This window comes from Halalkalibacter kiskunsagensis (genome assembly GCF_037027555.1).
GTDB classification, from domain to species: domain Bacteria; phylum Bacillota; class Bacilli; order Bacillales; family Bacillaceae_D; genus Halalkalibacter; species Halalkalibacter kiskunsagensis.
This window is the reverse complement of record NZ_JAXBLX010000064.1, coordinates 1-23,576: the sequence shown is the minus strand read 5'-3', so window position 1 is coordinate 23,576 and position 23,576 is coordinate 1. Positions and strand designations below refer to the sequence as shown.

The 23,576-nt window shown below is 33.4% G+C and carries 23 protein-coding genes and 1 pseudogene; 15 read left to right on the top strand and 9 right to left on the bottom strand.

The features are described 5' to 3' along the window. Positions 1 to 175 precede the first annotated feature (175 nt). The 3 genes from SLH51_RS22645 to SLH51_RS22635 all read left to right on the top strand — a co-directional run bounded on the left by SLH51_RS22645 (position 176) and on the right by SLH51_RS22635 (position 1,932). Positions 176 to 1,015, top strand: coding sequence for a sulfurtransferase (locus tag SLH51_RS22645; RefSeq protein ID WP_335963827.1), 840 nt, complete (start codon positions 176 to 178; stop codon positions 1,013 to 1,015). Further along, complete coding sequence (locus tag SLH51_RS22640) at positions 1,012 to 1,335, top strand: hypothetical protein (RefSeq protein WP_335963826.1); 324 nt, start codon at positions 1,012 to 1,014, stop codon at positions 1,333 to 1,335. The genes SLH51_RS22645 and SLH51_RS22640 overlap by 4 nt, the downstream gene beginning before the upstream one ends. A gap of 108 nt (positions 1,336 to 1,443) precedes the next feature. Further along, a complete protein-coding gene (locus tag SLH51_RS22635) occupies positions 1,444 to 1,932 on the top strand; it encodes a hypothetical protein (protein WP_335963825.1) in 489 nt (162 codons plus the stop codon). 69 nt (positions 1,933 to 2,001) lie between these two features. Here the strand turns inward: SLH51_RS22635 and SLH51_RS22630 are convergent, their stop codons facing one another. After that, complete coding sequence (locus SLH51_RS22630; protein WP_335963824.1) at positions 2,002 to 2,256, bottom strand: DUF6154 family protein; 255 nt, start codon at positions 2,254 to 2,256, stop codon at positions 2,002 to 2,004. A 337-nt stretch (positions 2,257 to 2,593) separates the two neighbouring features. Here SLH51_RS22630 and SLH51_RS22625 point away from each other — a divergent pair, with 337 nt between their 5' ends. From SLH51_RS22625 to SLH51_RS22615, 3 genes are all read left to right on the top strand, one after another. Further along, on the top strand, positions 2,594 to 3,316 hold the full coding sequence (locus SLH51_RS22625; RefSeq protein ID WP_335963823.1) for an ATP-dependent DNA ligase: 723 nt from the start codon (positions 2,594 to 2,596) through the stop codon (positions 3,314 to 3,316). A 207-nt stretch (positions 3,317 to 3,523) separates the two neighbouring features. After that, the gene (locus tag SLH51_RS22620) at positions 3,524 to 3,763 is read left to right on the top strand and encodes a DUF1450 domain-containing protein (RefSeq protein WP_335963822.1); all 240 of its coding nucleotides are present in this window, start codon (positions 3,524 to 3,526) and stop codon (positions 3,761 to 3,763) included. Between the two features lie 216 nt (positions 3,764 to 3,979). Further along, positions 3,980 to 4,600, top strand: coding sequence for a pyridoxamine 5'-phosphate oxidase family protein (locus SLH51_RS22615; protein ID WP_335963821.1), 621 nt, complete (start codon positions 3,980 to 3,982; stop codon positions 4,598 to 4,600). Positions 4,601 to 4,654: 54 nt separating this feature from the next. On the opposite strand, the gene SLH51_RS22610 is transcribed toward SLH51_RS22615, so the two are convergent. Further along, entirely contained in the window at positions 4,655 to 5,101 is a 447-nt protein-coding gene (locus SLH51_RS22610) for an Rrf2 family transcriptional regulator (RefSeq protein WP_335963820.1), read from the bottom strand. 580 nt (positions 5,102 to 5,681) lie between these two features. Between SLH51_RS22610 and SLH51_RS22605 the strand changes: the two genes are divergently transcribed. Next, on the top strand, positions 5,682 to 6,719 hold the full coding sequence (locus tag SLH51_RS22605; protein ID WP_335963819.1) for an alpha/beta fold hydrolase: 1,038 nt from the start codon (positions 5,682 to 5,684) through the stop codon (positions 6,717 to 6,719). A gap of 80 nt (positions 6,720 to 6,799) precedes the next feature. Here the strand turns inward: SLH51_RS22605 and SLH51_RS22600 are convergent, their stop codons facing one another. After that, a complete protein-coding gene (locus SLH51_RS22600; RefSeq protein ID WP_335963818.1) occupies positions 6,800 to 7,501 on the bottom strand; it encodes a lytic transglycosylase domain-containing protein in 702 nt (233 codons plus the stop codon). 492 nt (positions 7,502 to 7,993) lie between these two features. On the opposite strand from SLH51_RS22600, the gene SLH51_RS22595 reads away from it, so the two are divergent. Both SLH51_RS22595 and SLH51_RS22590 read left to right on the top strand, forming a co-directional pair. Continuing rightward, positions 7,994 to 8,134, top strand: a complete 141-nt coding sequence (locus SLH51_RS22595; RefSeq protein ID WP_390184011.1) for a YfhD family protein — start codon at positions 7,994 to 7,996, stop codon at positions 8,132 to 8,134. A 198-nt stretch (positions 8,135 to 8,332) separates the two neighbouring features. Further along, positions 8,333 to 8,626: a hypothetical protein gene (locus tag SLH51_RS22590; RefSeq protein WP_335963816.1), complete on the top strand. Its 294-nt coding sequence runs from the start codon at positions 8,333 to 8,335 to the stop codon at positions 8,624 to 8,626. Between the two features lie 105 nt (positions 8,627 to 8,731). Here the strand turns inward: SLH51_RS22590 and cspD are convergent, their stop codons facing one another. Beyond that, a complete protein-coding gene (gene cspD / locus SLH51_RS22585; protein WP_335963815.1) occupies positions 8,732 to 8,929 on the bottom strand; it encodes a cold-shock protein CspD in 198 nt (65 codons plus the stop codon). A gap of 599 nt (positions 8,930 to 9,528) precedes the next feature. Here cspD and SLH51_RS22580 point away from each other — a divergent pair. The 5 genes from SLH51_RS22580 to SLH51_RS22560 all read left to right on the top strand — a co-directional run bounded on the left by SLH51_RS22580 (position 9,529) and on the right by SLH51_RS22560 (position 17,254). Continuing rightward, complete coding sequence (locus tag SLH51_RS22580) at positions 9,529 to 9,897, top strand: hypothetical protein (RefSeq protein WP_335963814.1); 369 nt, start codon at positions 9,529 to 9,531, stop codon at positions 9,895 to 9,897. Between the two features lie 219 nt (positions 9,898 to 10,116). Then, complete coding sequence (locus tag SLH51_RS22575; protein ID WP_335963813.1) at positions 10,117 to 11,115, top strand: BMP family ABC transporter substrate-binding protein; 999 nt, start codon at positions 10,117 to 10,119, stop codon at positions 11,113 to 11,115. A gap of 37 nt (positions 11,116 to 11,152) precedes the next feature. Further along, on the top strand, positions 11,153 to 12,931 hold the full coding sequence (locus SLH51_RS22570; RefSeq protein ID WP_335963811.1) for a sensor histidine kinase: 1,779 nt from the start codon (positions 11,153 to 11,155) through the stop codon (positions 12,929 to 12,931). An 81-nt stretch (positions 12,932 to 13,012) separates the two neighbouring features. Beyond that, positions 13,013 to 16,429, top strand: coding sequence for a BREX-1 system adenine-specific DNA-methyltransferase PglX (pglX, locus tag SLH51_RS22565; protein ID WP_335963810.1), 3,417 nt, complete (start codon positions 13,013 to 13,015; stop codon positions 16,427 to 16,429). A 180-nt stretch (positions 16,430 to 16,609) separates the two neighbouring features. Continuing rightward, entirely contained in the window at positions 16,610 to 17,254 is a 645-nt protein-coding gene (locus tag SLH51_RS22560) for a hypothetical protein (protein WP_335963808.1), read from the top strand. Positions 17,255 to 17,405: 151 nt separating this feature from the next. Here SLH51_RS22560 and SLH51_RS22555 read toward each other — a convergent pair. Beyond that, positions 17,406 to 17,618 (bottom strand): annotated as a pseudogene (locus SLH51_RS22555) (DUF3892 domain-containing protein); the annotation flags it as partial. Between the two features lie 536 nt (positions 17,619 to 18,154). Here SLH51_RS22555 and SLH51_RS22550 point away from each other — a divergent pair. Then, entirely contained in the window at positions 18,155 to 20,737 is a 2,583-nt protein-coding gene (locus SLH51_RS22550; RefSeq protein ID WP_335963806.1) for a helicase-related protein, read from the top strand. A 223-nt stretch (positions 20,738 to 20,960) separates the two neighbouring features. On the opposite strand, the gene SLH51_RS22545 is transcribed toward SLH51_RS22550, so the two are convergent. From SLH51_RS22545 to SLH51_RS22530, 4 genes are all read right to left on the bottom strand, one after another. Further along, positions 20,961 to 21,119 carry a hypothetical protein gene (locus SLH51_RS22545; RefSeq protein WP_335963804.1) on the bottom strand — a complete coding sequence of 53 codons (159 nt, stop codon included), beginning with the start codon at positions 21,117 to 21,119 and terminating at the stop codon, positions 20,961 to 20,963. 76 nt (positions 21,120 to 21,195) lie between these two features. After that, positions 21,196 to 21,495, bottom strand: coding sequence for a hypothetical protein (locus SLH51_RS22540; RefSeq protein ID WP_335963803.1), 300 nt, complete (start codon positions 21,493 to 21,495; stop codon positions 21,196 to 21,198). Positions 21,496 to 21,502: 7 nt separating this feature from the next. After that, a complete protein-coding gene (locus tag SLH51_RS22535; protein WP_335963802.1) occupies positions 21,503 to 22,195 on the bottom strand; it encodes a hypothetical protein in 693 nt (230 codons plus the stop codon). A gap of 201 nt (positions 22,196 to 22,396) precedes the next feature. Next, positions 22,397 to 23,290: a hypothetical protein gene (locus SLH51_RS22530; protein WP_335963801.1), complete on the bottom strand. Its 894-nt coding sequence runs from the start codon at positions 23,288 to 23,290 to the stop codon at positions 22,397 to 22,399. Positions 23,291 to 23,576: the final 286 nt, after the last annotated feature.

Below are 23,576 nucleotides of genomic sequence, written 5' to 3'. Positions count from 1 at the left end.
TGGATTTGGGGAGGTACTTCCTTTTTTATGCCTTGGAACCCTTGAGACACAAGGGATGATATTTATGAAATTCACTCGAATGATTAAAGAACTAACTAAACTTTTTTTCTAATGAAAAATAATACATACTTGTTATACAATTAGGATGAAATGATTTGATAGGAAGGTGTTAAGAATGGATGATATCGTGAAAGTAGAATGGTTGCAGAAAGAATTAAAAAAGAGTGAACATAATTACGTTATTATTGATGTCCGTTTTCAGTTGGCCAACCCTGAAGCTGGTAAACAAGTTTATAAAGAAGCCCATATACCTGAAGCTGTTTACATCGACCTTGAAAATGATTTATCATCGGCTGTTCGTGAACATGGTGGACGCCATCCATTACCAGATTTAAATGAGTTCGCTGAAAAACTTGGCAGAATTGGGATAGGAAAAGATACAAATGTAATCGTGTATGATGACCAAGGAGGAATGGTGGCATCACGCTTATGGTGGTTGCTAAAGCATCTTGGTCATTCTAATGTAGCTATTCTTGATGGTGGATTTTCAAAATGGGTAAGTAAAGGATATGAAGTAACCAAAAACATTCCTGTTAATACATCTAAGACCTTCCTTGTACAAATTAGTGATGAATGGGCTTATGTTAATGCGAACCAAGTAAAAGAGAGATTGAATCACCCTGATACTGTATTAATTGATTCACGTGAGTCAAATAGGTATTTTGGATGGGAAGAACCAATCGATACGATCGCAGGACATATACCTGGTGCTGTTAATTATTTTTGGAAGAATGTTTTAAATGAGAATGGATTATGGAAAGATAACGAGGAATTGAAAGAGAACTTTTCAGAAGTACTTCATTCAAAAGAAATTATTGTTTATTGTGGGTCAGGTGTCTCAGCATGTCCTAACGTTCTAGCTTTAAAAAAAGCAGGGTATTCTAATGTGAAGTTATACGCAGGGAGTTGGAGTGATTGGATCACTCATGAGGACTTCCCAATTGCACGGAAATGATAGTATTTTTATTCTGTTTACTTATTGCCGCATTTTTTATTGAACTAATACAGAAAAATATCTTTAGAAAAAAAGATCCAAAGATCGACGAGCTTTGGAAAGAACTACATGAGGCAGAGTGGTTTCAAAATTTAATAGAAAGCGCAGAAATAAAAAGATGGATTGAAACCGATAAAGAAAATGGATTATTAAAAGATCCTTATTATGTTCGTAAAATTTTAGATAAAGAATTGCATAGAGAAGGTTTTATAGAATACGTACAAGAAAAAACGAAGGGAATAGAAAAAAATACTAATGCTACTAGTGTAGAGATTAGTTAAATTGAATAATGAAATACTTGGAATTGTTACCAAATAGTGAAACTTTTTGCATATGCGACTCGTCTAATATAGTATAAAAACAATTACTTATGATAGCAGGAGGAGCATATGCATTATTTGACTCAGTTATCTTTTTCTAAGTTACTATTCCTAATCACTGCTTTTTTAATTACTAGTATAATCGGGTTCTTTTTAATTGATTTATTTACTATTAATCCTCTAAATATGTCGGGAAACGGGAATGTGGGAATCATACCAATGATTTTTGCTCTTCCATCGTATGCTGCCTTTACAATTTTCATTAGTACGTTTAGTTACAAAATTCTTCAATATTTCACCAAGAAGTGGGCTCTATTAGCACTATTATTCATTTTTATATTGTTTGTAAGTATTGCAAATGAATTACTCGTATTCACAAATGCTCTTATTACTCATTTAGGAGGAGGGCCGAATGAGCCTAACTCGTTAATTTATCAGTATGGTTGGTTTAATCAATATACGAATACATTGTATTTTAATTGGTTTACATTTAATATAGGTGTTTATCTTGCTGTCATCATCAGTTGCATTTTACGGTTAGGAAAAACTAATACATAGATTGAGTTAAGTTAGGCATACAAGCGGAGCAATCCACTCAAATAAAGATACACACAAATAACCAATTCCTTAATGGTAAAACTTCAGGTCTTCTTGGTTTTCGAATTGGTCGATTCCTTCTTCTGCCATTTTCAACCGAAACTTCTCAAATAAAAATAGCGTTAGCATTTCAAAACGCTCTTGATCAGACATAGTCGTTACCAACTTCTTTATATCATTGTCGTTAAATTCTTGAAGAATGCCATTGATAATAATTGAGGCATCTTCTTCCTCACCAGTGAGATGATTCCTATAACGGTCGTATAAATCGTCTATAAAATTCAATATATTTACCTCCATATAACTCGATAATAATAGGATAAGTTTACGATGGAAAATTTATTCAATAACTATAATATGATCTTTCGATTAAATAAAAAATCAAAATTCCGTAAGCAAATGGGGATTCATTGATTGATCTTACTAGTGATGAGCCTATTAAATGGTTGTGTTCTGAAGTAATCTGAAAACTATTAACTCATTGAAAAAATAATAAGATTTAGGAGGATGGCTGTATCACAAACATGAGTCACCTCATTTTTTGATTAATAGCTAAACTTCCAAATGATCACTAATGATTTTAAAGAGATTCAAAGGTACTATAGTACTTGAGGTGATTTAGGTGATTATTGCTCCAATGTTATTACAAGAACTAGATTCCCCAGCAGAAGACTACGCCAATGTTATAACTGAATTGAAGTTAGATGGAATCAGATTGATTTATAGTAATATAAACGGCAAACCTAAGTTATATACACGATGCAACCAAGACGTGACTGCTTTGTTTCCTGAACTCTCTTCTATGTCGCTTCCGCAAGGAATCATTTTAGATGGAGAGCTGATTTCCCCTGCTGTTGACAATAAACCGAATTTTTTTGTTTTAATGGAACGGTTCAAATCAAAAAAACCGACGACACAAGTCCCGATTCAATATGTAGCATTTGATATAATGTACTACAAAGGAAGAAAAGTTACACAACTTGCTTTACGTAAACGAAAAGACCTCCTAAACTTAGTAATACCGACTGATACGGTTACGGTTGTTACTTCACAATGGGTTGAAGGGAATTCAAAATCTTACTTTGAAGTAGTAAAAGAATACAACCTCGAAGGCATAGTCATGAAAAAGCCGCAATCAAAATATCATATTGGCCAAAGGACTGATGATTGGTCTAAAGTTCTTAACTATAATTATATAAAAGAAAAACAAAAGGCATTAATAAATAACAATCATAGATTACTTTTTGAGAATAAGAGCTATGATATGCACTACCTTAAGTTTCTGCCAATTAAAAATAGAAAAAAGCTATATGCTAAGTATCGGAAATTTCTCAACAAAAAATGATTGTAACGTAGAAACGGAGATGTTACAGGTTACCTATCAACCTATAACATCTTCGTTTTTTGTAGTTATGATTGAAAGAATGCTGCTCAGAATTTATAGAGGAAATAAAAAAAGAATTTTCTGACTGTTAGGACTATACATGAGAACGATTATCTGTTACTATAACATTAGTGAAAATGATTATGATTATCATTGGTGAAGAGGTGGATGGAGATGGAAAAAGTTTATTTCTGTACGAAAAATGAATTCAAAACAAACAAAGCTTATAATAAATCACTTAAATCTTCTTATCCGGATTTGAAAATCAAACGTAAAGGTTGTTTGGGTAAGTGTAAAACGTGTAAGCAATGTCCGTTCACTTTGATTGATGGGAAAATAATGAAAAGTGAAACTGGAAAAGATCTTTACTCAAAAATAAATAAACGAATTCTGAAGGAATCAGTTTAAACATAGCGGAAGGTAATAGCATAGTACATACTTATTATCGGGTTGGTCTTTTTATGTGGTAAGTAGTGATCATTTGCAAAGTGATCACTTTTTTGCGTTTCGAAAATAGGTTATACGTTAGATAATCTGACAAATCGATTAATATCTTTGAAATATTCAGTTAAACTGTAAAGGATAATTGTTCTACCATTTCTTTATGAAAAGGGGTTGGGATAGATGCCCAGACAAACAGGAGAGCAAATACTTCAAGATAAATACAATACTACTAGAAGAGCGGCTGCTTTTTATAATAATCAAATGTTAAATCATTTAAATTCTGATATGGAATCATTTATTTCAGAACAGGAGATGGTATTTATCTCAACCTCCGACAGCAGGGGGCATTGCGATTCTTCTTTTCGAGCCGGGTATCCGGGGTTTGTTCGAGTGATCGATAAGACTACGTTAGCTTATCCAGAATTTCGAGGGAATGGCGTAATGGCAAGTATGGGGAATATTACGGAAAATCCTCATATCGGTTTGATGTTTATCGATTTTTTCGAAAGTAGTGTAGGCTTGCATGTTAACGGAAGAGCGTATATATGCGAAAATAAAGAATTAGAAACACTACAACTATCAGAAGAAGCAATAAACGATATCCAGAAACAAAATGGAAAAAAAGTAGAGCGCTGGGTAGTTATTGAAGTTGAAGAAGCATTTATACATTGTTCAAAGCATATCCCCAAGCTGAAAAAAGGTGATAAACAGATAGAGAACCAAGAAAATAATATAAAAAAAGTAGATGGAGATTATTTTAATGTTAAACAAAATAAACGAAATAGTAGTGTGAGAAGTTGAAAAAGCAATATCTGGTTATTATAGATATTGCTTTTTTTTCTTGATTAACTTTCATTACGCATTCTGTTCCTGGAAGTTAAAAATATTAAGCAAGTCAACATGGTTTGAAATAACGTCTGCTAATGTATAGTCATCTAAAACACGTAAATATGCTTGAAGTGCCTCATTAAGAACAAATTTTAATTTACAAGCAGAGCTAATAATACATGTATTGTTACTCTGATCAAAACACTCCACAATATGCAGATTCTCTGTTTTTCTAACTACAGTTCCAATGTTAATTTCTTCTGGGGCAACAGCCAATTGAATTCCACCATTTTTTCCTCTGGTTGTTTTAATTAGTCCGAGCTGTCCTAATTCATAAACCACCTTGCTCATATGGTTGTTTGAAATATTGTAAACGCTTGCTATATCTTTAATCTTTGCTAAAGAAAGACCTTGTTTAGTTCCTAAGTAAACAAGTGTCCGCAGAGCATAGTCAGTATAACTTGTTAGATGCATAGTTTTCACTCCTATTTAATTCAGTAATCTAATATCAAAAAAGCAACTCCCGTTTGTAGAACATACTGTAAGTACTATATTAAAAAAAAGAAATTGTATTGTTATATCTATCGTACAAGAAATCATCTAAATTGTCTTTAATTATGTAGTAATTAGTAAGCGATTTGCGAAAAAACTATGTAAGAAAAAATAACAGTCGTTTAAATACATGAAAAAAGGTCACTATGATTGTGTAATATGAACATAGGAAAAATAAAAAGTGAAAACCGGAATGACTAGCAGCTAAGTTTTCATTCAAATGATAATTTTCCTTTAACATTATTCACCTGCATCTCGGTAAAAACAATATATGATTGAAAAAGGTCATATAGTAACAAAACACTTTTAGAAAATACATAAAGAAAATGCATTTATATAGGAAATTAGGAGTACATATAGTTCATGGTACTTATGTAATCTAAATAATTTAGGTCTAAAGAGGGAATTCGCAATTAGACAAGGAATTTTTACTTACTTTGGTTACGTGGCTAGCTAATTATTTTTATAAAAAAGTCAAAAGCGCACAAAAGGACGTGTTGAATTGGGATTATTCTCGAAACCTGATGATTTTATTATTTCTGAAAGTGGTATTTCGAAAGTAGAGAAAGTTTTTGTTGGTGGAATAGAACAATATATTTTAATTCAAGGAGAAAGTAGTAAAAAACCAGTTCTGTTGTTTTTACACGGTGGGCCATCAATGCCGCTTCCAGGAGTATCATGTAGAGGTTTAGACTACACGATTATTACGAATGTAAAAAAGCTAGTACAACATTATACAGTAGTTTTTTGGGATCAACGGGGGACAGGGAAGTCATATAATCAGTCGATTTCACAGGAGTCAATGACAATTGCGCAGTTTATTGCAGACGCAAATGAATTAACGGAATATTTAAGAAAAACGTTTAAGCAAGAAAAAATATTTTTAGTTGCCCATTCATGGGGAACAATATTAGGTTTGAAACTTATCACCCTATATCCTGAAAAATTTTATTCATATGTAGGAATTTCTCAAATTATCAATTGGAGTGAAAATGATAAAATTTGTTTAAAGTGGGCAAAAGAAGAAGCAAACAGAAGGAAAAATAAAAGAGCTTTGAAAGAACTCATCCTCGTAGGAGAACCACCTTTTGTGGAAAGTTTTAAACAGTGGGGAGTTTTACGAAAGTGGCAGGCTAGATTCAATAGTATGATTTACTCAGATAGGAAAATTAAGCACCCTGGACTTTTAAGCGTAGCTAAACCAATGTTTCAATCAAAAGACTATACATTGAAGGATGTCTATAATTCATTTCATAAAGGCTTTAAGTTGATTTATACAATTGATTTCATAAATGAACTGCCAGATGTTGATTTTTACAGAACATCTAAAGAAGTTGACATCCCAGTCACATTTATACACGGTACAAAAGATGTTCACGTTGACGGTAAACTTGTTGAGCAATATTTTCAAATGATTCATGCTAAAAAAGGAAAACAACTAATTTGGATGGACAAATCTGCACATATCTTTCATCCCGAAGATACGATGTTAATTGAACAGTATTTAATTGAAGAACAGAGCCATGTATTGAATCAATAATGAAAATATCTAACACTAAACTATAAAACGGCAAAAAATCAAGTAGAACCATGAGTTACTACTTGATTTTCGTTCATTCCTTATGGAGAATAAGTCAATAAGTCAAATTCCTCTGCTCTCTCTTGTATTTCCACTGCATAAGCACTTTTAGCATGACCATTATTGTCAATGTAAGTCTTAAGACCTCCAACGCCACGGTGATAAGCGGTCAAAGCATGATCCCAATTTTCAAATTGATCATATAAATAATGTAAATATTCTACGGATAGTTGAATTGAATAGAGAGGATCAAACAATAATTTGTCTTCGTATGGTAGATCTGCCATTTCAGCAATCCATGGTGCTGTGTTTTTCATGAATTGAGCCATTCCATAGGCATGTCCAAATCGAGTTTGTGGTCCTACAAGCCCTGGATCAAATGTACCACCCGTTTCTGTTCTCAACAATTCATATACAATATAAGGATCTACACCACGTTGTTGGGTGATTTCACCTAGAAAAATTCCCCATTCTTTTTGGAATTTTCCATTGCTATCTTCATGTAGTTGGTCAGCAAGCGTAGTAGATATTACCCAAGATTCATAATCTACTGCCAAATCTGTAGATACAGAGTTCTTCGAGTAATACAATTGCATTTCCTTCATTTCTAGATATTTCTTCTGTTCTTCATTTAAGTCTTCTGACTGTTCTATTGATACTTGAAGTTTTTTATTTTCAAAATATAGAAATCCAGTAATGAAGGATAGTATTAGGATGAGACTTATAATCAATATTCGTTTCATCTTTACTCCTCCTCTTGTTGTAAGTCTTTGTTGTGATGAAGTATATCGTAACGGAAATCTCTAGTTCCCTCAATTGGCTGAACATGTTAAATATGAGTCATGACGAGTATATACGGTATTTCTTTCTTTATAATCACGTATTATCTTAGATTTAATACAAAAATACTGTTATTTCCTCTGTAATGCTCAAATGATAAAGGAATATATTGTTTATTTAAATAAAATATCCCATTAAAAAGTGATGAAATTGAAGTGAGATAGTAACGTTTGAAGGGAATGAATACGTTGAAAGTAGGATTTATTCCCCATTTCAAAGTTGTAAGAGGATGTAGTGGATCTAAAATAAATCGGCCAGAAAACGTCAAGCTATATACTCACGAGAAAAAATTGTAAATTTTTACCGTTCATTATCCTATCTATTAACGCTAATACTACACCCTAGATAAGTTGAAGCTTATCTACATATACTTATTTTTATAATAGGGGGATATGATGGCTAAGAAAAATATGCAACAGGGTCAATATGACGAAGTAGAATATTCAGAAGAATTAGCTGATGCAGAGGACAAAGAAGCGATGGAGCGCATGAAAGAGGCTGATGAGCGAGCCCAAAAAAGCAAGCAGAAGAGATAGTTATATTTATTTTATTAAGTGACCAAGGCAAATAGGCCTTGGCCACTTTTTTTATTGAAAAAACTTATATTTAGTTATTGTCGTAACGAATTTGTAGGTGAATAATAAAAACTTTAGCTTTTATTTTGAGGCTGCTTATTTTTGTTTTGTGCTTTACATATTTTACTCTCGTTAATACAATAGTAAGTCGAGAGGAGAGTGAATGACATAAAAAAATTCATTAGTGTAACATTACTGTTTTTATTAGTACAAGGGATTATTAGTGGTTTGATTGGCTGGTACATTGAATGGAGCTGGGTCAATGTTGCGTTCCTTGTTGCTGCTCTTTCTTTATTACTTTCAGCAGCAGGACATTCTTCTGAAGCACATCTTGCAATGAAAACATTAGGCAATCATGTTCCGCGAAACGGAACTAAATTACAAACATTTACTCCTTTTTTATTGAGTTCACTATTGCTATTAGTGATTTGTTTTATTTATGCGATAATATAGTACAGATCAGTTAGTAATTACCAACGTATGTACCTACAAAGGTTTCATAATACATTCCAAAAATAGAAAAAGGGCACCTATTAGGTGCCCTTTTATTATTGAATATTACTTTTGAACGTTAGCAGCTTGAGGTCCACGAGCGCCTTGTTCGATTTCAAATGATACAGTTTGACCTTCTTCTAAAGACTTAAATCCGTCTCCTTGGATAGCTGAGAAATGTACGAATACATCGTCATTACCTTCAACTTCAATAAAACCGAAACCTTTTTCTGCATTAAACCATTTTACTTTACCTTGTGTCATGAGATTGCCTCCAACGTGGATTATCCACATATTTATTACTATCCTTGCCCATGTATAACCCAGCTAGACAAAACCACTTATTAAGAAAGTCTTTTTTCTATCAGTGTATTCGGAACAAAAATAATTACTTTCATCTTAGCAGTCGAGAGTTCAAATTGCAAGTGCTATTTCCAGTCAACTGGTAGTTAGTAAACACAATTAACTATCTAATTGGTCGATTTCTTCCTCGAAATAAAACGTACTCGGGTGCTCTACACAAGTATAGGAATACCTTTTCATATTGGGTACGTAACTGAATTTGTTAATTGTTATGGTTTCTCCTGTGGATTTAAGGAGTACTTTTTCATTGGGTTTAAATTTATTTTTGTTCTTCATCGAACCCCTACTTTCTATATGATCTATATTATTATTATCTCACACTTATGAATGTTATGTTCTATAAACAACTATTTTTTTAATTCTTAATGTATAATCACTATAAAAGGTAGTAATAACTGGGAATAAAGGGTATACTTATACGGAGGGGATTGACCCTTTGGTCTTCTGATGTGCAGAACTCTAAGCAGAAGGCGTGAGATCAACGCGAAAGGATGACCAATATGACTAGTACGATTTATCAAGCTAAAGCAGGAGATGGATTTAAGAAGACAGGATTAAAAAGGACAAATTCTTTTTTTAATACTCCTCGAGAAGCTGTTTCAGAAGCATTAGCTTTAAAGGAACAAATGGATCTGACTTATGACAATAAAATAGAATGGGATTATAATGGAAAAATTACAGGTTCCAATAAGAAATTGAATTTCCTTAGAGGATATTTAGGCGGGGATAAAGAAACGAAACCATTTTATCTGCAGATTGTATCTGTGGAGTCACCAAAAAAAGCTCGAAAAGGTTCTCCAATAGAAGCTAAGAAGCTCACTTCTAATGATAAAAAAGTGTTGAAAAAAGTTGTGCAGCTTTTTAAATGAATTGTTAAAACTCAAGAGGTCTGACAAATGCTGTCAGGTCCTCTTGAGTTTTTTTTTATTTCAACAAAGTCATTTTAAAGAATTTAAGAGAATTACAGGAATCTTAATGCCGATTATTATGAGAATACGGTAATTTTTATTGATAAAATAATAATTATGGTAGACCATAATTATTATTTTCAGTAATATTAAGCTAGAATCTACAAAGGAGAAGTGCTTATGCAACAATCAAATCAATCAAGGATTATGTTACTAGTTACTATGGTTGTTGCCATCGTATTTATTAGTATCGTCGTTTGGAACGTTATTGATTCATTATTTCATTCTTCAATAGAGATGAAGCAACAAGAAACAACAAATATTGTTATCATGACTTCAGATAAAGTCATTGATCAAAGCTGGGGAAGTTTAGCTTACAAGGGACAGATAGAAATTAAAGAACATTTCCCTGTACATGTATCTTTGTTTAGTGAAATTAACACGGATGCCCTTATTAAGAAAACCATTATACAGACAGTTGAAGAAGGGGCTGAAGTTATTATTGGGCATGGTCGTGAATTTTCCGATGTGTTTACAGAGCTTGCTCCCAATTATTCCAGTGTACACTTTGTAACGATACATGGAACTTCAAAGTACCCAAATCAATCTGTGTATACATTTTATCCAGGTGGCCATGGCCAGATTGAATATTTTGCAGCTCTGCCAGCATCGTTAAAAACAGAAACAAACAAAGTTGGATTACTCGATGTTCTTGAGGACAGTGAAAAAAATCCGCATTTCAAAAGGGGACTTAGCTACTTTAATCCGGGTATTAAATTTTATTATCAAGTGGCCGAAAGTAGAAACGATGGAGATGAAGCAGTTAAGTTGATGAAAAAACTCATTAAAGAAGGAGTGGATGTTGTCTACTCAAAAGGCAATGAGTTTAATCGAGAAGTTATTGAATTAGCAAAAAAACATAATATCTATGTTATCGGCTATCTTGATGACCAATCCTATTTAGCGGAAGATTTAGTTTTAACTAGCGTTATTAATGATGTCCCGCAAGCATATGTGGCGATCATGAAAGACTATTTTAGTGAGCCTGGCATTACACCTGGTACGAACTTTTTAACAAAAGATGATGGTGTTTATAGACTGGCTCCTTTAGGTCCAATGTTTACAGAAAAAGAAAAGAAATATATAGAATATGAAATAGATAAAATAAATCGAAAATAACACCTTTTTTGGCTAGGTTTTAGTTGAGGAGTCTCTAATGAAAAACATGTTAGGAAAAGCAACATATCGCAGCAAAACACTACTAGTCCTTCTCATGACAATTATTCTACTAAGTAGTTTCTCATTAATACTAATTCACTCAATCAACCAAATTAGTAAAGTGAGTAGTGAGATCAGTCAAAACACAATTCCGGAATTAATGTGGATAACTCATTGGGAAGAAGAATTACATATAAAAAAACATATAGTTGAGCAATCACTTTTAAATGGTTTAAGTTTGCCTGATTCATATGATTCCTATGCAACTGAAGCGTATACTAACTTACAGGACGAATATGGAACGGTTCCTGAATCTATTGAATATATCAAAAGAGAAATGGATTTATTAGATTTTAAAATCCATAATAATGTTCACGGTCTACAATCATTTGGAGATCAAGAAGCAGTAGAGAAATATTTACACGAACAATATTTGCCACACCTATTTGAAATTAATGAAGAAATACAAGGTATTAAACATTCAGTGAACAATTCGTTTAAAGCACATTCAAACCATTTTTCTGACATAATAAATCAATCTCTTTGGCTACTACTTTTTATAACAATTGGTGCTGTTACTGTTTCATTTATTGCTGCATATCGCATTAGTGCTAGTTTAACAAATCCCTTGGAAAGTATGGTCTCCAAAGTGGACCGAATTGCAAGTGGAGAATATGGTTTAGCGATTAATGCAAGTGAGCAAGTCGAATTAAAACAACTAACAGCTTCTATTAATCAGATGTCTATGAGTTTAAAAGATTCTTTTGAAACTATTTTAAATGATAAAGTATTTAGAGAACAAATTCTCAATTCATTACCTGTTGGAATTATCACGGTCGATGAAAGAAACAGCGATATATCTTATAATCAAGCTGCTAATAACTTATTAAATACCACAGATTCTGCCCATTACGAGAACGATGGATTTTGGGGGATCTTCAATTCAAAACAAATTATTCAAAATGTAAAGATGCCTTTTTATACTACACATGCAGAATATTCGTTGTTAGTTTCACAATCTGTTTTAAATAATCAAAGTGGGGATATTATCGGAAGGATTTTTTACTTTATTGATATAACAGAAACAGAAGAACTGGAAAAACGAATTCGTCATTCTGAGAAGTTGGCAATTGTTGGTGAGCTAGCAGCAGGAGCTGCACATGAAATTCGTAATCCGTTAGCAGTGATCGATGGATTTTTGTCTTTGATGAATCAATCATTTTCAGATTCGGTGAAACAACAGTACCACATTCCTTTGTTATTAAGAGAACTTGATCGAATTAATTCAATTATAGAAGAAATGCTTCTTTTAACAAAGCCTAGTGCACCACAATTAAAAGAGACGTACATGGACGATGTTATTAATGATATTTTGCCTTTAATTCAAAAATCTTTAAAGAATCAACAAATTGAAATTACAATCGATTTGCACAGAGAACAATTATTACTGGACGGAAAACAAATGAAACAAGTGTTTCATAATTTAATTCGAAACAGTATTGAAGCAATAGAAGGGAAAGGAAAAGTGTCTATTTATTCTAAATTAGATGAATCATGTTACCAAATCTATTTAGAGGATAATGGAAAAGGAATTCCAAGCTATTTACAAGGATCAATCTTTCATCCTTTCTTAACATCAAAAGATAGCGGCACAGGTTTAGGTCTAACAATTGTTCAAAGAATCATTGACAGTCATAACGGGCAAATAGATTTAGTATCTTCATCTCCTAAAGGTACTGTTTTTATCATTTCGTTACCTTTAAATGACGAGAAATAAAGGTAATGCCATTCAATATAGTGGTTTAAAGTGGTGGACTATCGATTATATTCGAAAACCTCTCTTTGAAGGAGGCAGTATATGTATATAAATAGAGCTGAACTAAAAGCCTTTGCAATGCAAAGTAGACGAGAGCTTCTTTATGAAGTCTCTATGCGTATGGAATTATTTGGATTTACTCAGAAGGAAGAAGGAATTATTGAGGAACAACCTGGAACACTCAAAGTCAATGGGTTAGAATATCCCTTTCAAATGAAAAAGTCTTTTCATGCATTGCAACGTGAATTACAACTAAAAAGCTATGAACAAGTGATTGAAGAAGTTGCATATACTTGGTTTAATCGGTTGATTGCTATTCGGTATATGGAAGTTAATGGATTGTTATCAAACCATTTTCAATTTGCTGTCAGCAGCCATCAAGGTTATGAGCCTGTCCATAATAATGAGAGTGATCCTAGAAAACACTTAATTAATCAATGTAACCACTTACACTATATTCTCCCTAAAGTATTCACAAAAATTGAAGGCTATACAGAGCTCTTAATGCCTGATTTTTTATTGGATAGAAAATCAGGCATTAATTGTATGTTACAAAGTGAAGCGTTATTAGAAAGCTTTAGAGAAGTAGAGGTAATTGGATGGTTATATCAATTTTACAATATCGAACCGAAGGAACAAGTATTTACGAATCTAAAGAAAAACAAAAAAATAAATAAGTTTGATATTCCGGCGGCTACGCAACTTTTTACCCCGAAGTGGATAGTGAAATATATGGTCGAAAATTCACTTGGTCAAATTTGGCTTGATGGAAATCCATCGTCATCTATAAAGAAGTCAATGGATTACTATATTGTACGTGCAGAACAAGAGGAACAGGTAGATAAGAAATTAAATGAAATGCGTTACAAACAATTTAGTTTAGAAGAGATTAAATTTATTGACCCATGTGTGGGTTCAGGTCACATACTTGTTTATGCCTTTGACCTTTTTTTTGATATGTATGTTGAAGCCGGTTATGAGAAGGAATTAATCCCTAAATTAATCTTTGAGAACAATCTATTTGGTGTTGACATTGATGATCGCGCTGCACAACTTGCGACATTCGCTTTGTTAATGAAGGCGCGAGAAAAAACAGGTGTTGACTATGAAGAATATATAAATATAAACATATTTGCTGTTCAAGAGTCGAACGAACTTGATATAGATGCCATCGGCAAGCTAATATCAAAGGATAAGCAAGAAGCTATAGAACTAAAACAGACCCTTTTATTATTTAAAGATGCAAAACAATTTGGCTCCATCTTACGTCCTAGTTCGATCGATTTTCAGAAGTATTTGGAGCGGTTAAAGAGGCCTTTTGAAGTTACGTTAGAAAATTATCACGTACTACCGCAACTTGATTTAGTAGGAATACTTCTTAACCAAGCAAAGGTATTAGCAGATACTTATGATATTACTGTTACGAACCCTCCTTATTTAGGCTTGCGTGGCTTACATCAGTCAATAAGTGATTATATTAAAAGAGAATATCCTTATAGTAAGTATGATTTATTTGCTGTTTTTATGGAAAGAGCATGGTATTTCACTAAAGAAAAAGGATATTATTCAATGCTTAACCAGCAATCATGGATGTTTCTATCGAGTTATGAAAAATTACGGGCACAGTTATTTCAAAACAGTACAATTATATCTATGCTCCACTTAGGTGCGCATACGTTTGAAGATATTTCAGGAGAAGTTGTTCAAAGTACAGCTTTTGTTAATCGACGAGTTGCTATTTACGATTACAATAGTACATTTCACCGGTTAGTAGATTACAAAAATACATCTATAAAAGAAAAAGCTTTTATAGATAAAGAGCATAAATATATTTGCAAACAAGAAATATTCTCTTTAATTTCTGAATCACCGATTGTATATTGGCTTACTGATCGGTTACATAGCATCTTTTTACAAGGAACCCCGTTAAAACAAATCGCTGAACCTAGACAAGGTTTGGCTACGGCAAATAATGATCGATTTCATCGTTTATGGTATGAAGTTGGTTTTCAAACGATTGGCTTTGGGCTTGATCGCGAAACTGCAGAAGCGAGTGCATGTAAATGGTTTCCTTTAAATAAAAGTGGAACATTTAAGAAATGGTATGGAAGTAACGAATATGTTGTAAATTGGCAATATGGTGGAAAAGAAATAAAGGAAGATAAGCTACATAAACTTTCTTTAGGGAAATGTTTACCTAGTAATTCAAAACCGAAAAATGTTTCTTATTATTTTCGAAAAGGGATCACATGGTCATTAATAAGCTCCAAAAAATTTGGTGTGCGTTGTTATTCACAAGGAATGATATTTGATGTTGGTTCCCATGCTTTTTTTTGTGAAGACGAAGACTATTATTTTTTTGCGAGTTTTTTAAATTCGAAAGTGGCTAGTACATTATTACATATTCTAAACCCAACGATTAATTATAGTTCCGGCATTATTGCTAAACTTCCTATTCTAGTAAAAGAAAAAAATGAACAAATTGACCTGTTAACAAAAGAAAATATTGAACTAGCTAGAAGTGACTGGGACAGTGCTGAATCATCTTGGGATTTTTCTAAACATCCATTTATGTTATATAAACATAAATATTTGATATCTAACGCATTTGAGGATTGGAAAGAAAAGAAAGAAGAATTAATTAGAAAAACAAAAGAAAATGAAGAAAAATTAAATCAGATTTATATTAAGATGTATAGCTTAGAAGGGGAGTTAAGTCCTTATGTGAATAATGAGGATGTAACCATTCAAAAAGCAGATCGAAAACGGGATACAAAATCGTTTTTATCTTATTTTGTTGGATGTTTACTTGGACGTTATTCTCTTGACGTAGAAGGACTTGCTTATGCAGGTGGTGAATGGGAGCAGAACCTATATCATTCATTCATCCCGAATGATCATGGAATTCAGATTTTAACTGATAAATGTTACTTTGAAGATGATCTCATCATGCAATTACGTAAATTCTTATCAGTTGCATTTGGCGAGGATACAGTAGAAGAAAATATGTTGTGGTTAGCACAGTCGATTGGGTTAACAAGGAAGGAAACTCCTGATAAGAGATTACGTAGATATTTTTTTGATGAATTCTTTCAAGACCACGTAAGAATTTATAAAAATAGACCTATATACTGGGTGATTGAATCAGGCAAACATAAAGGATTACGTACATTAATTTACTTGCATCGCATGCAAGGAGAAACAATTGAGAAAGTTCGCTTAGATCATTTAAAAAGAATGAAGAAGATATACAAAAATGAAATAGAAAATCCAAAGATGACAAATAGTACCGCTCAGAACATTGGTGCAAATAAAAAGATACTTCAAGAGAAATTAATGGAACTCATGGCATTTGATCAACTTTTAGTAGACTGTCAAAAGCACGTAGAGAACGTAAATTTAGATGATGGTGTAAGAATAAATTATAGAAAGCTCTCAACTGTACTAGCAAAATTATGATGGAACAGTTTTCTCTTGAAACGAAAAACATATTCAACATGTCCCTTACTAATCCCTTTTTTCATTTCTATAGAAAGATGGTCAATTGTATGAGTGAAAATTAACTAATTGGTTTAAAATAGAAATGAAGGTAGTCTTTTTATTACAACTAAAGGAAACTATTGTGAAGGGAAGATCATTATGGCATTAGACTGGTTTGACAGAGTGACAGAAGAACTTCAAGATGATCTTGAATCAATATGTGAGAAGTATGACCAAATAGGTCATATGTCTATTGATAAAGGGGCAAAACATCCTCGGATTGAATTTTTTGTAGAGACAGAAGAAAATGGTCGTGAATACTTTTGCACATTATTTTTTGATCCGTTAAATAATGAATTTTATGTCGAGTCATTTGATCTAGATTTAGACCTAATTTCACGAACGATTCTTGAAGACATTGATGATATTATTGATGCTGTTCATGACAGCTTCCACGATTACCTCGACGAAGAAGATGATATCTCAGATTTTTATGAGGTTGAAGCAGATGAAGTTGATTTTGAAGATGAAGAGGAATATGAAACATTGGAAGTTGATTGGGAAACGCCTGAAGTAACAGCCTATATTGCTGAGAATGAAGAGGTTGAAATTTCGTACAAGTTTGGCGTAATCCAAGAAACAGGTGATGGTATTTTACAGCGGATCAATCGTGTGAAAACAGATGATAACGATTTGATTAAAGATGAATTTAATTTTATTTTTAGCAAAGACGAAGCAAGTACTATTATCGCGATGATTGCAAGTCATATGGATTCGATTAAAAGTTTAGATATCGAACAGTAAATAAAAGAAAGGCTACTGAAAGGTTTATATTTCCTTTTCAGTAGCCTCAAAGCCATGATCGGAGCCACGTCCGCTTCCACGCGTATCTTTTCAAGTGTCTATTTTTCCCTATACCATTACCGACATAGCATAGTTCTCATTTGCGTTTACGTTAAAATGTTGGCAAATTATCGAGGTTATTAGACTTTATACCATCGGGTTCGCTTCGTAATATATCACGTCCATATTTGTGGAATACATCAACATGAGCAAGCTTTCCTTCCTTGGCTTCATTTAAGGCAGTTACATAGTCTAGCTCCCGTCCGTTATTTGTTTTGAATGCAATTAAATCACCGTCATCATTTTTGCGAACAGCAACAATTGCTTCCTGAGTCAATTGTGAGCTTGGTTCGGCGTTCCCTTGATTTTGATATTGTTCAAATACTTGTTCAAAGTGATCATGTGTCATCATTAATACCCCCTTAATTAAAGAATATATTGTTTAGTTTGTCTCATTTATTAAATTGAATACGAATGTCGATCGGAACTATTGAACACATAATACAAAAGGAGGTCTGCCGCCCATACTTATTACAGGGGGACAATTAGAGTAGTGAAAGATGCATAAAACCAGTTTTATACCGTATGCTAACAGTAATCTGTTAAATAGGGGAAATAGCTAATTGTTTTAACAATTACAATCATTGTGAAGAACTTCTCTGATTCGAATGAGACGACAACGTATAGTCCCGAACTAAAGTCTTACTTATACAAGGGGTTCAGGCTTAATACGGAGATGTGATAGCTTTATGATTGATTGAATTGATCTATAAGGCTTAAAATGAGAAGTGCAATGCTTACACTTCTCTATTTGTATTGGTGAACTAAGTATACAATGTCAGATCTTTGAAGGAGTACGTTATGAATAAATTAGCTGTTGTATATCCTAAGGCGGTCGAACATACAAAAAAGAAAGTATTAGAAGATGTTGATCGTTACCTAGAGCAAAAAAATGAGTTGCCTAAATATGAGCAATACATATCCGATAGACACACTTATATTGAACAAATATGGGTTAATGTTTGGTTAAACAAAGTAACAAATGATGTTCCAAAGAGAGAGAAGAAAGCTTTTTTAACCGAGAAAGGATATGAAGTTGATGGTATTGATCGAAAAATAATTAATCGCTTGTTCAGAAATGAAATGCGAGAGTATCGCCCTTTTCATGTTGTTAGTTGGTTAGATGGAGTATTTTTAAACAATGAAATGAAATGGCAGGAAGTATTTACGCAGGCAAAACTGAATTACGAAAAACGAAAAGAAGAAGAAGAGAAAGGTAATAAAAGGTTAGAAGTACAAGAACAGATAGAAAAAGTAATAAAAAAAATAGTAGAAAAAAACGAGGATTTATTTTATCTATATATACGGCATCGTGTGAGTCAGCAATTAGCAAAAGATATACATACGAAACCGAAGTATCAAATGATTGAAACGTACAAAATTGAAGAAACACTAACTGAGAATGGATCGTTTAATCCTTCAGATTATTTTACAGTTTCAAAATTTTTTGACGAGCTAACTGGCGCTGTGCACAAGTCATATTTTTGGGAATATGAAAAGTATCTCCACTTTTATCAAAGGTTTGTAAAAGAGAAGCTTGCTCTATTTGTCAGTAAGAAAGCATTTCAGCACATTAACTTAGAACTTCACGAAGAATATGCAGAACTGTACGAGGAAAAACTGACTGATCGAAAAATTAAAGAATATGTTAGTCCGTTTCTCCCTTACTTTGAAAAGAAAATATTCTCTCAAATACAGGCAGAGTTATTTTCAGACCTTTTGAAGCTTGCAGATGTACCGTTTGACGCTCGTTTGCATAGAGAGATCTTTGAAGAGGATGTCAAAGAACGAGAACGTAAAAAGGCGGAAGAACAAGCAGCAATTGAAAGAAAAAAAGCAGAGGAATCAAGAATTCTTGATGATATTTTTGGCAGAGAATACAGACCTTCGAGTGGCAGGAATATCCGTTATGTCTTACACATAGGGGAGACGAATACTGGAAAAACTCATCATGCTCTAGAACAAATGAAAAAAGCAGATAGCGGGTTATACCTTGCTCCGCTTCGCCTTTTGGCCCTTGAGGTATTTGACAAACTAAATGCTGAAGGTGTTTCTTGTACTTTAAAAACAGGAGAAGAAGAAAAGATCATTGAAGGAGCAAGTCATCATGCTTGTACAGTTGAAATGTTCCACGAAAAAGAATATTACAATGTCATTGTCATTGATGAAGCACAAATGATTGCAGATAAGGATCGTGGATTTTCATGGTATAAAGCAATCACGAAAGCAAATGCGGATGAAGTTCATATTATTGGAAGTAGAAACGCCGAGTCAATGGTTCTGCAGTTATTAGGGGATCCGGATGATATTGAAATTCATGATTACACAAGGGACATTCCTCTTAAAGTGGAAAGAAAAGAATTTACGATGAGACAAACGAAAAAAGGGGATGCACTTGTTTGCTTTTCAAGGAGGAGAGTTCTCGAAACCGCTTCTCAACTGCAAAAAAACGGACATTCTGTAAGCATGATATATGGAAGCATGCCTCCAGAAACTAGAAAAAAACAAATGCAGCGATTTATCGGTGGTGAGACAACCGTTATTGTTTCAACTGATGCGATTGGGATGGGACTGAATTTGCCAATTAGACGTATTGCCTTTTTAGAAAATGAGAAATTTGACGGAGTAAGAAGGAGAAGGTTAACTTCACAAGAAGTCAAACAAATAGCTGGGCGGGCAGGTCGAAAAGGGATTTATGATGTCGGGAAAGTAGCCTTCACTAAGGAAATAAAGCTTATGAAGCATCTGTTGCAACAAGAGGATGAGTCGATCCAAACATTTGCTATTGCACCGACAAATGCTGTTTTTGAACGGTTTCAAAAATATTATCGAGATCTCGGTACGTTTTTTGAGCTGTGGGAGAAATTTGAAAGTCCAAAAGGAACGAAGAAAGCCACACTTTCTGAGGAACGAGAGTTATATGAAACCATTCGGAATACAGAAATTGAAGCGCGTCTTTCATTGAAGGATTTATATGGATTTTTACACCTACCTTTTTCCTCAAAAGAACCAGGTTTAACTCACCAGTGGCAAGAGAAAATGATCGCAGTGATAAGAGGAGAGGAACTGCCTGAGCCTCAGATCGTAAAAAATTCTCTTGAAGAGTTGGAACTTTCTTATAAAGCAATAGGCTTACATTTATTATTTTTATATCGATTAGAAAGGAGAACAGAAGCGATATACTGGGAAAGAATTCGTCAAGAAATTAGTGATGGTGTACATGATTTCTTGAAAAATGGAGTAAAAAATCTTTCGAAAAAGTGCAAGTACTGTGAAAAAAACATGCCCTGGGAACATGATTTTTCAATGTGTGATGTTTGTCATGCCAAGCGCTATCGTTCAAAAGATAAACATTATTATCGGAATCGAAGAGCGTACAGATAATGTGTTTTAGGAACAATATACGTGCATAGTGAAATTCTTGTATATTGTTTTTTGAATGATTACTCAACTTCAAGCACTCGGTAGCCATGCTTGTTTAAACTATGTAGTACTTTCAGGCAGTCTATAATGTGAATTACCAAATATAGTGAGCGCTTTTGTAATGGGATTGAGAAGGAAGGATCCTTTGTTAAAAGGATCCTTCTTTCTTGCAAGATTAATTTACTTATAGTAAAAAAGATAACGCAACAATAAATATCGATAAATGATACAAGAGGTCTAATGTGTTTCTACTTAAAGATTTATTGATCATATTAATTACAACATAACCAGAACGAATGACAATGATGATAAGAGCGACTGTTATCAATAATGATGGGATCAATTTATCCACCTCCATTAAGAATGCCATCTTTTATACATATGTACATTCGAAAATGATTAGGACTACATGATAAGATTTATCTGCCACGATTTTTAATGGCTTGTGTTACAACAAACGCTAGATCTTCATTGCTAAACAAAGATAAGACTCCAAGTAGTGTTTCATCACTAATATGTTCAGATTCAATTTTAGGTACGGTTAACTCAATCGCCTGTTGAAGGCTAGGGTTTTTTAATTGGTTTGGATATGCCTGAGTATATAATGTAGCAGGTTCTAAATCGTTATTGACGCACCATTGTGCAAAAACGAGAATCATCATTTGTTCATCACGCTGAAAGTTGCCAATGATCTTTTCTTCCATTTCTTTATTGTTCATAGCTTTTTCATTCTCCTTTCATTAATGCTTGCAATTCTTGATAAAAAGCTTCGTTATACGAGGTGATGATATGTACTCTTGCTTTCGTAAGGGGAATCGTTTTTTTGCACCTACTAGCTTGACAATTCACCATTTCTTGGTTTAATTTCACCAAATATTTATGACGTTTTTTGCAAGCTGGACATGTTGCACTTATGAGTTGGACAGAGGCACCTCTGGAAAATGCCCCATCTGTTTTATCTTTTGTTTCTTTTGATAACTGTTGAAATAAAACGGCATTTGTTGCTGCGCGGCCAGTTCGTTTAATAAGGGTATCAAGAGATACAATAGGTTTAGGATTTCGAACAGGCTTTTTTTTTACTGTTATCGTATCATACTCATCGATTTCTAATAATCCATACCCCTTAGGTATTTCTTCAGCTGCAAGTAATCCAACAGGTGTCATTAAATAAGAGTAGTCGGCAACATTATGATATCCATATTCTGAATGAAGTACTTCATCTCTTAAGAAATCAGCGCGAGTTGCTTTTACTTCGATAATACGAGCTTCTTTTCGTTTAAGGTTAATGCCAAGAGCATCAGCCTTAAACCGTTTTCTTTTAATAAATAACTTCACTTCATTTGCACATAAGTCCGTCATTTTATCTTTTAACCAGTATAGTGATTGTGTCTTAAGGTGTTTGTGTAATGTACTTTCCATATATTTAACCCTTCCAATAAGTGATCTATTAGAGTATATTCAAAAAGGAAAAATCATCCTTTTTGGATAAGAAACAAAGGCTACACTCGCTGCGTGTCTTTTCTGAGAACCCCACTCAGAAAAGCCTTAAAAAAAAGCAGCGGTTTCGCTCTTTGCTTAGATTTTATCCCAAAAGGAAAAATCATCCTTTTGGGATAAAATCTATAACCAGCCGATGAGATAAAAACTATACAGTGTTGTAGTTAACACACTTCCTATGATCAAAACAAAAAGCAGGTTTTGTTTAACAATAACACTTGTTGATTTATCCATTAATTTGGAAGCCATAAGCACTTGGCCAGAAAATGGTGAGAGTTGAGTTGAAACCGACCAAGCAAGCAAAAGGACCAACGCTAAGTATTCAGGACTAACTCCAAATTTAGCTGGAGTTAATGCACTGCCGATTCCAATCACAATAATGACCGGGTGTACTCCTATTTGAGAGAGGAGTGTTGCCAGAATAATTAAGAAAAGGCTCAGCAAAAAAACGGAACCTAATGAAGCCTTAAACAAAATAATAGATAAAAAGGTACCGATGTCTGTAAAGGACATGGCCATTCCAAGGTACCCTGCACTAATAAAAACCGCTAGTTCATTTTTCAGCCGAATAAATGAGGATTGGACTTGTTTTGAAACATCTTGTGTAAATGGTTTTAAAATTCTTGTAAACAGAGCCCACAAAAAAGGCAATAAGACCGCTAGTAGAGATACAATCGTTAACATCTTTACGTCTAATAGATAATCAAGTAGAAATGAAAGGCTGATTAATACAAGACAAAATGAGATAAAAGGAACTAGCGATGACTGAGTTGTTGAAGATACTTCATTTGCCATTCGTTCAACAATCGGGTCATCCTTAAATGAGATCTGTTTAAACATTATTACAGAGATGATTATGTAAATACAAGCAAGTATTATTCCATATCCCCCAATATCAAACCATGAGAGGTCAAACAAGATTAATACAAGTCCAACATTAACAAAATAAGGCGACCAAAGCATTGAAGTACCAAATGCGCGCATAATTGTTAAGGTCAACTTTTGATTTCGATACATTGAGAAACTTTCATCAGCAATTCGTTTTAAATTGCCATTGACCCAAAATTTAATATGATACCAATTGTTGATGTTAGTATATAGCTTAGACGGTACGGGTGTTGACCTGACTTTTCTTGTCGTGCTTGAACTTTTTCTTTCAATGCGGATAAGTAACCAGCTGTTGACATAAACGTACCAATAACAGGAATAAGCAAAAATAAAGAAAGTCACTAGTGTTGCATTAAATTAGACTAACTATTAAAAATACTCAAAATGTTCAATAAAGTTATTTTGTGCAAAGAAA

What these genes read in the sequence shown, in the direction of transcription:
- SLH51_RS22645 (WP_335963827.1), top strand. Translation starts at nt 176, where the DNA reads ATGGATGATATCGTGAAAGTAGAATGGTTGCAGAAAGAATTAAAAAAG.
- SLH51_RS22640 (WP_335963826.1), top strand. Translation starts at nt 1,012, where the DNA reads ATGATAGTATTTTTATTCTGTTTACTTATTGCCGCATTTTTTATTGAA.
- SLH51_RS22635 (WP_335963825.1), top strand. Translation starts at nt 1,444, where the DNA reads ATGCATTATTTGACTCAGTTATCTTTTTCTAAGTTACTATTCCTAATC.
- SLH51_RS22620 (WP_335963822.1), top strand. Translation starts at nt 3,524, where the DNA reads ATGGAGATGGAAAAAGTTTATTTCTGTACGAAAAATGAATTCAAAACA.
- SLH51_RS22615 (WP_335963821.1), top strand. Translation starts at nt 3,980, where the DNA reads ATGCCCAGACAAACAGGAGAGCAAATACTTCAAGATAAATACAATACT.
- SLH51_RS22610 (WP_335963820.1), bottom strand. Translation starts at nt 5,101, where the DNA reads ATGCATCTAACAAGTTATACTGACTATGCTCTGCGGACACTTGTTTAC.
- SLH51_RS22600 (WP_335963818.1), bottom strand. Translation starts at nt 7,501, where the DNA reads ATGAAACGAATATTGATTATAAGTCTCATCCTAATACTATCCTTCATT.
- SLH51_RS22595 (WP_390184011.1), top strand. Translation starts at nt 7,994, where the DNA reads ATGGCTAAGAAAAATATGCAACAGGGTCAATATGACGAAGTAGAATAT.
- cspD (WP_335963815.1), bottom strand. Translation starts at nt 8,929, where the DNA reads ATGACACAAGGTAAAGTAAAATGGTTTAATGCAGAAAAAGGTTTCGGT.
- SLH51_RS22580 (WP_335963814.1), top strand. Translation starts at nt 9,529, where the DNA reads ATGACTAGTACGATTTATCAAGCTAAAGCAGGAGATGGATTTAAGAAG.
- SLH51_RS22575 (WP_335963813.1), top strand. Translation starts at nt 10,117, where the DNA reads ATGCAACAATCAAATCAATCAAGGATTATGTTACTAGTTACTATGGTT.
- SLH51_RS22570 (WP_335963811.1), top strand. Translation starts at nt 11,153, where the DNA reads ATGAAAAACATGTTAGGAAAAGCAACATATCGCAGCAAAACACTACTA.
- pglX (WP_335963810.1), top strand. Translation starts at nt 13,013, where the DNA reads ATGTATATAAATAGAGCTGAACTAAAAGCCTTTGCAATGCAAAGTAGA.
- SLH51_RS22560 (WP_335963808.1), top strand. Translation starts at nt 16,610, where the DNA reads ATGGCATTAGACTGGTTTGACAGAGTGACAGAAGAACTTCAAGATGAT.
- SLH51_RS22550 (WP_335963806.1), top strand. Translation starts at nt 18,155, where the DNA reads ATGAATAAATTAGCTGTTGTATATCCTAAGGCGGTCGAACATACAAAA.
- SLH51_RS22540 (WP_335963803.1), bottom strand. Translation starts at nt 21,495, where the DNA reads ATGAACAATAAAGAAATGGAAGAAAAGATCATTGGCAACTTTCAGCGT.
- SLH51_RS22535 (WP_335963802.1), bottom strand. Translation starts at nt 22,195, where the DNA reads ATGGAAAGTACATTACACAAACACCTTAAGACACAATCACTATACTGG.
- SLH51_RS22530 (WP_335963801.1), bottom strand. Translation starts at nt 23,290, where the DNA reads ATGTATCGAAATCAAAAGTTGACCTTAACAATTATGCGCGCATTTGGT.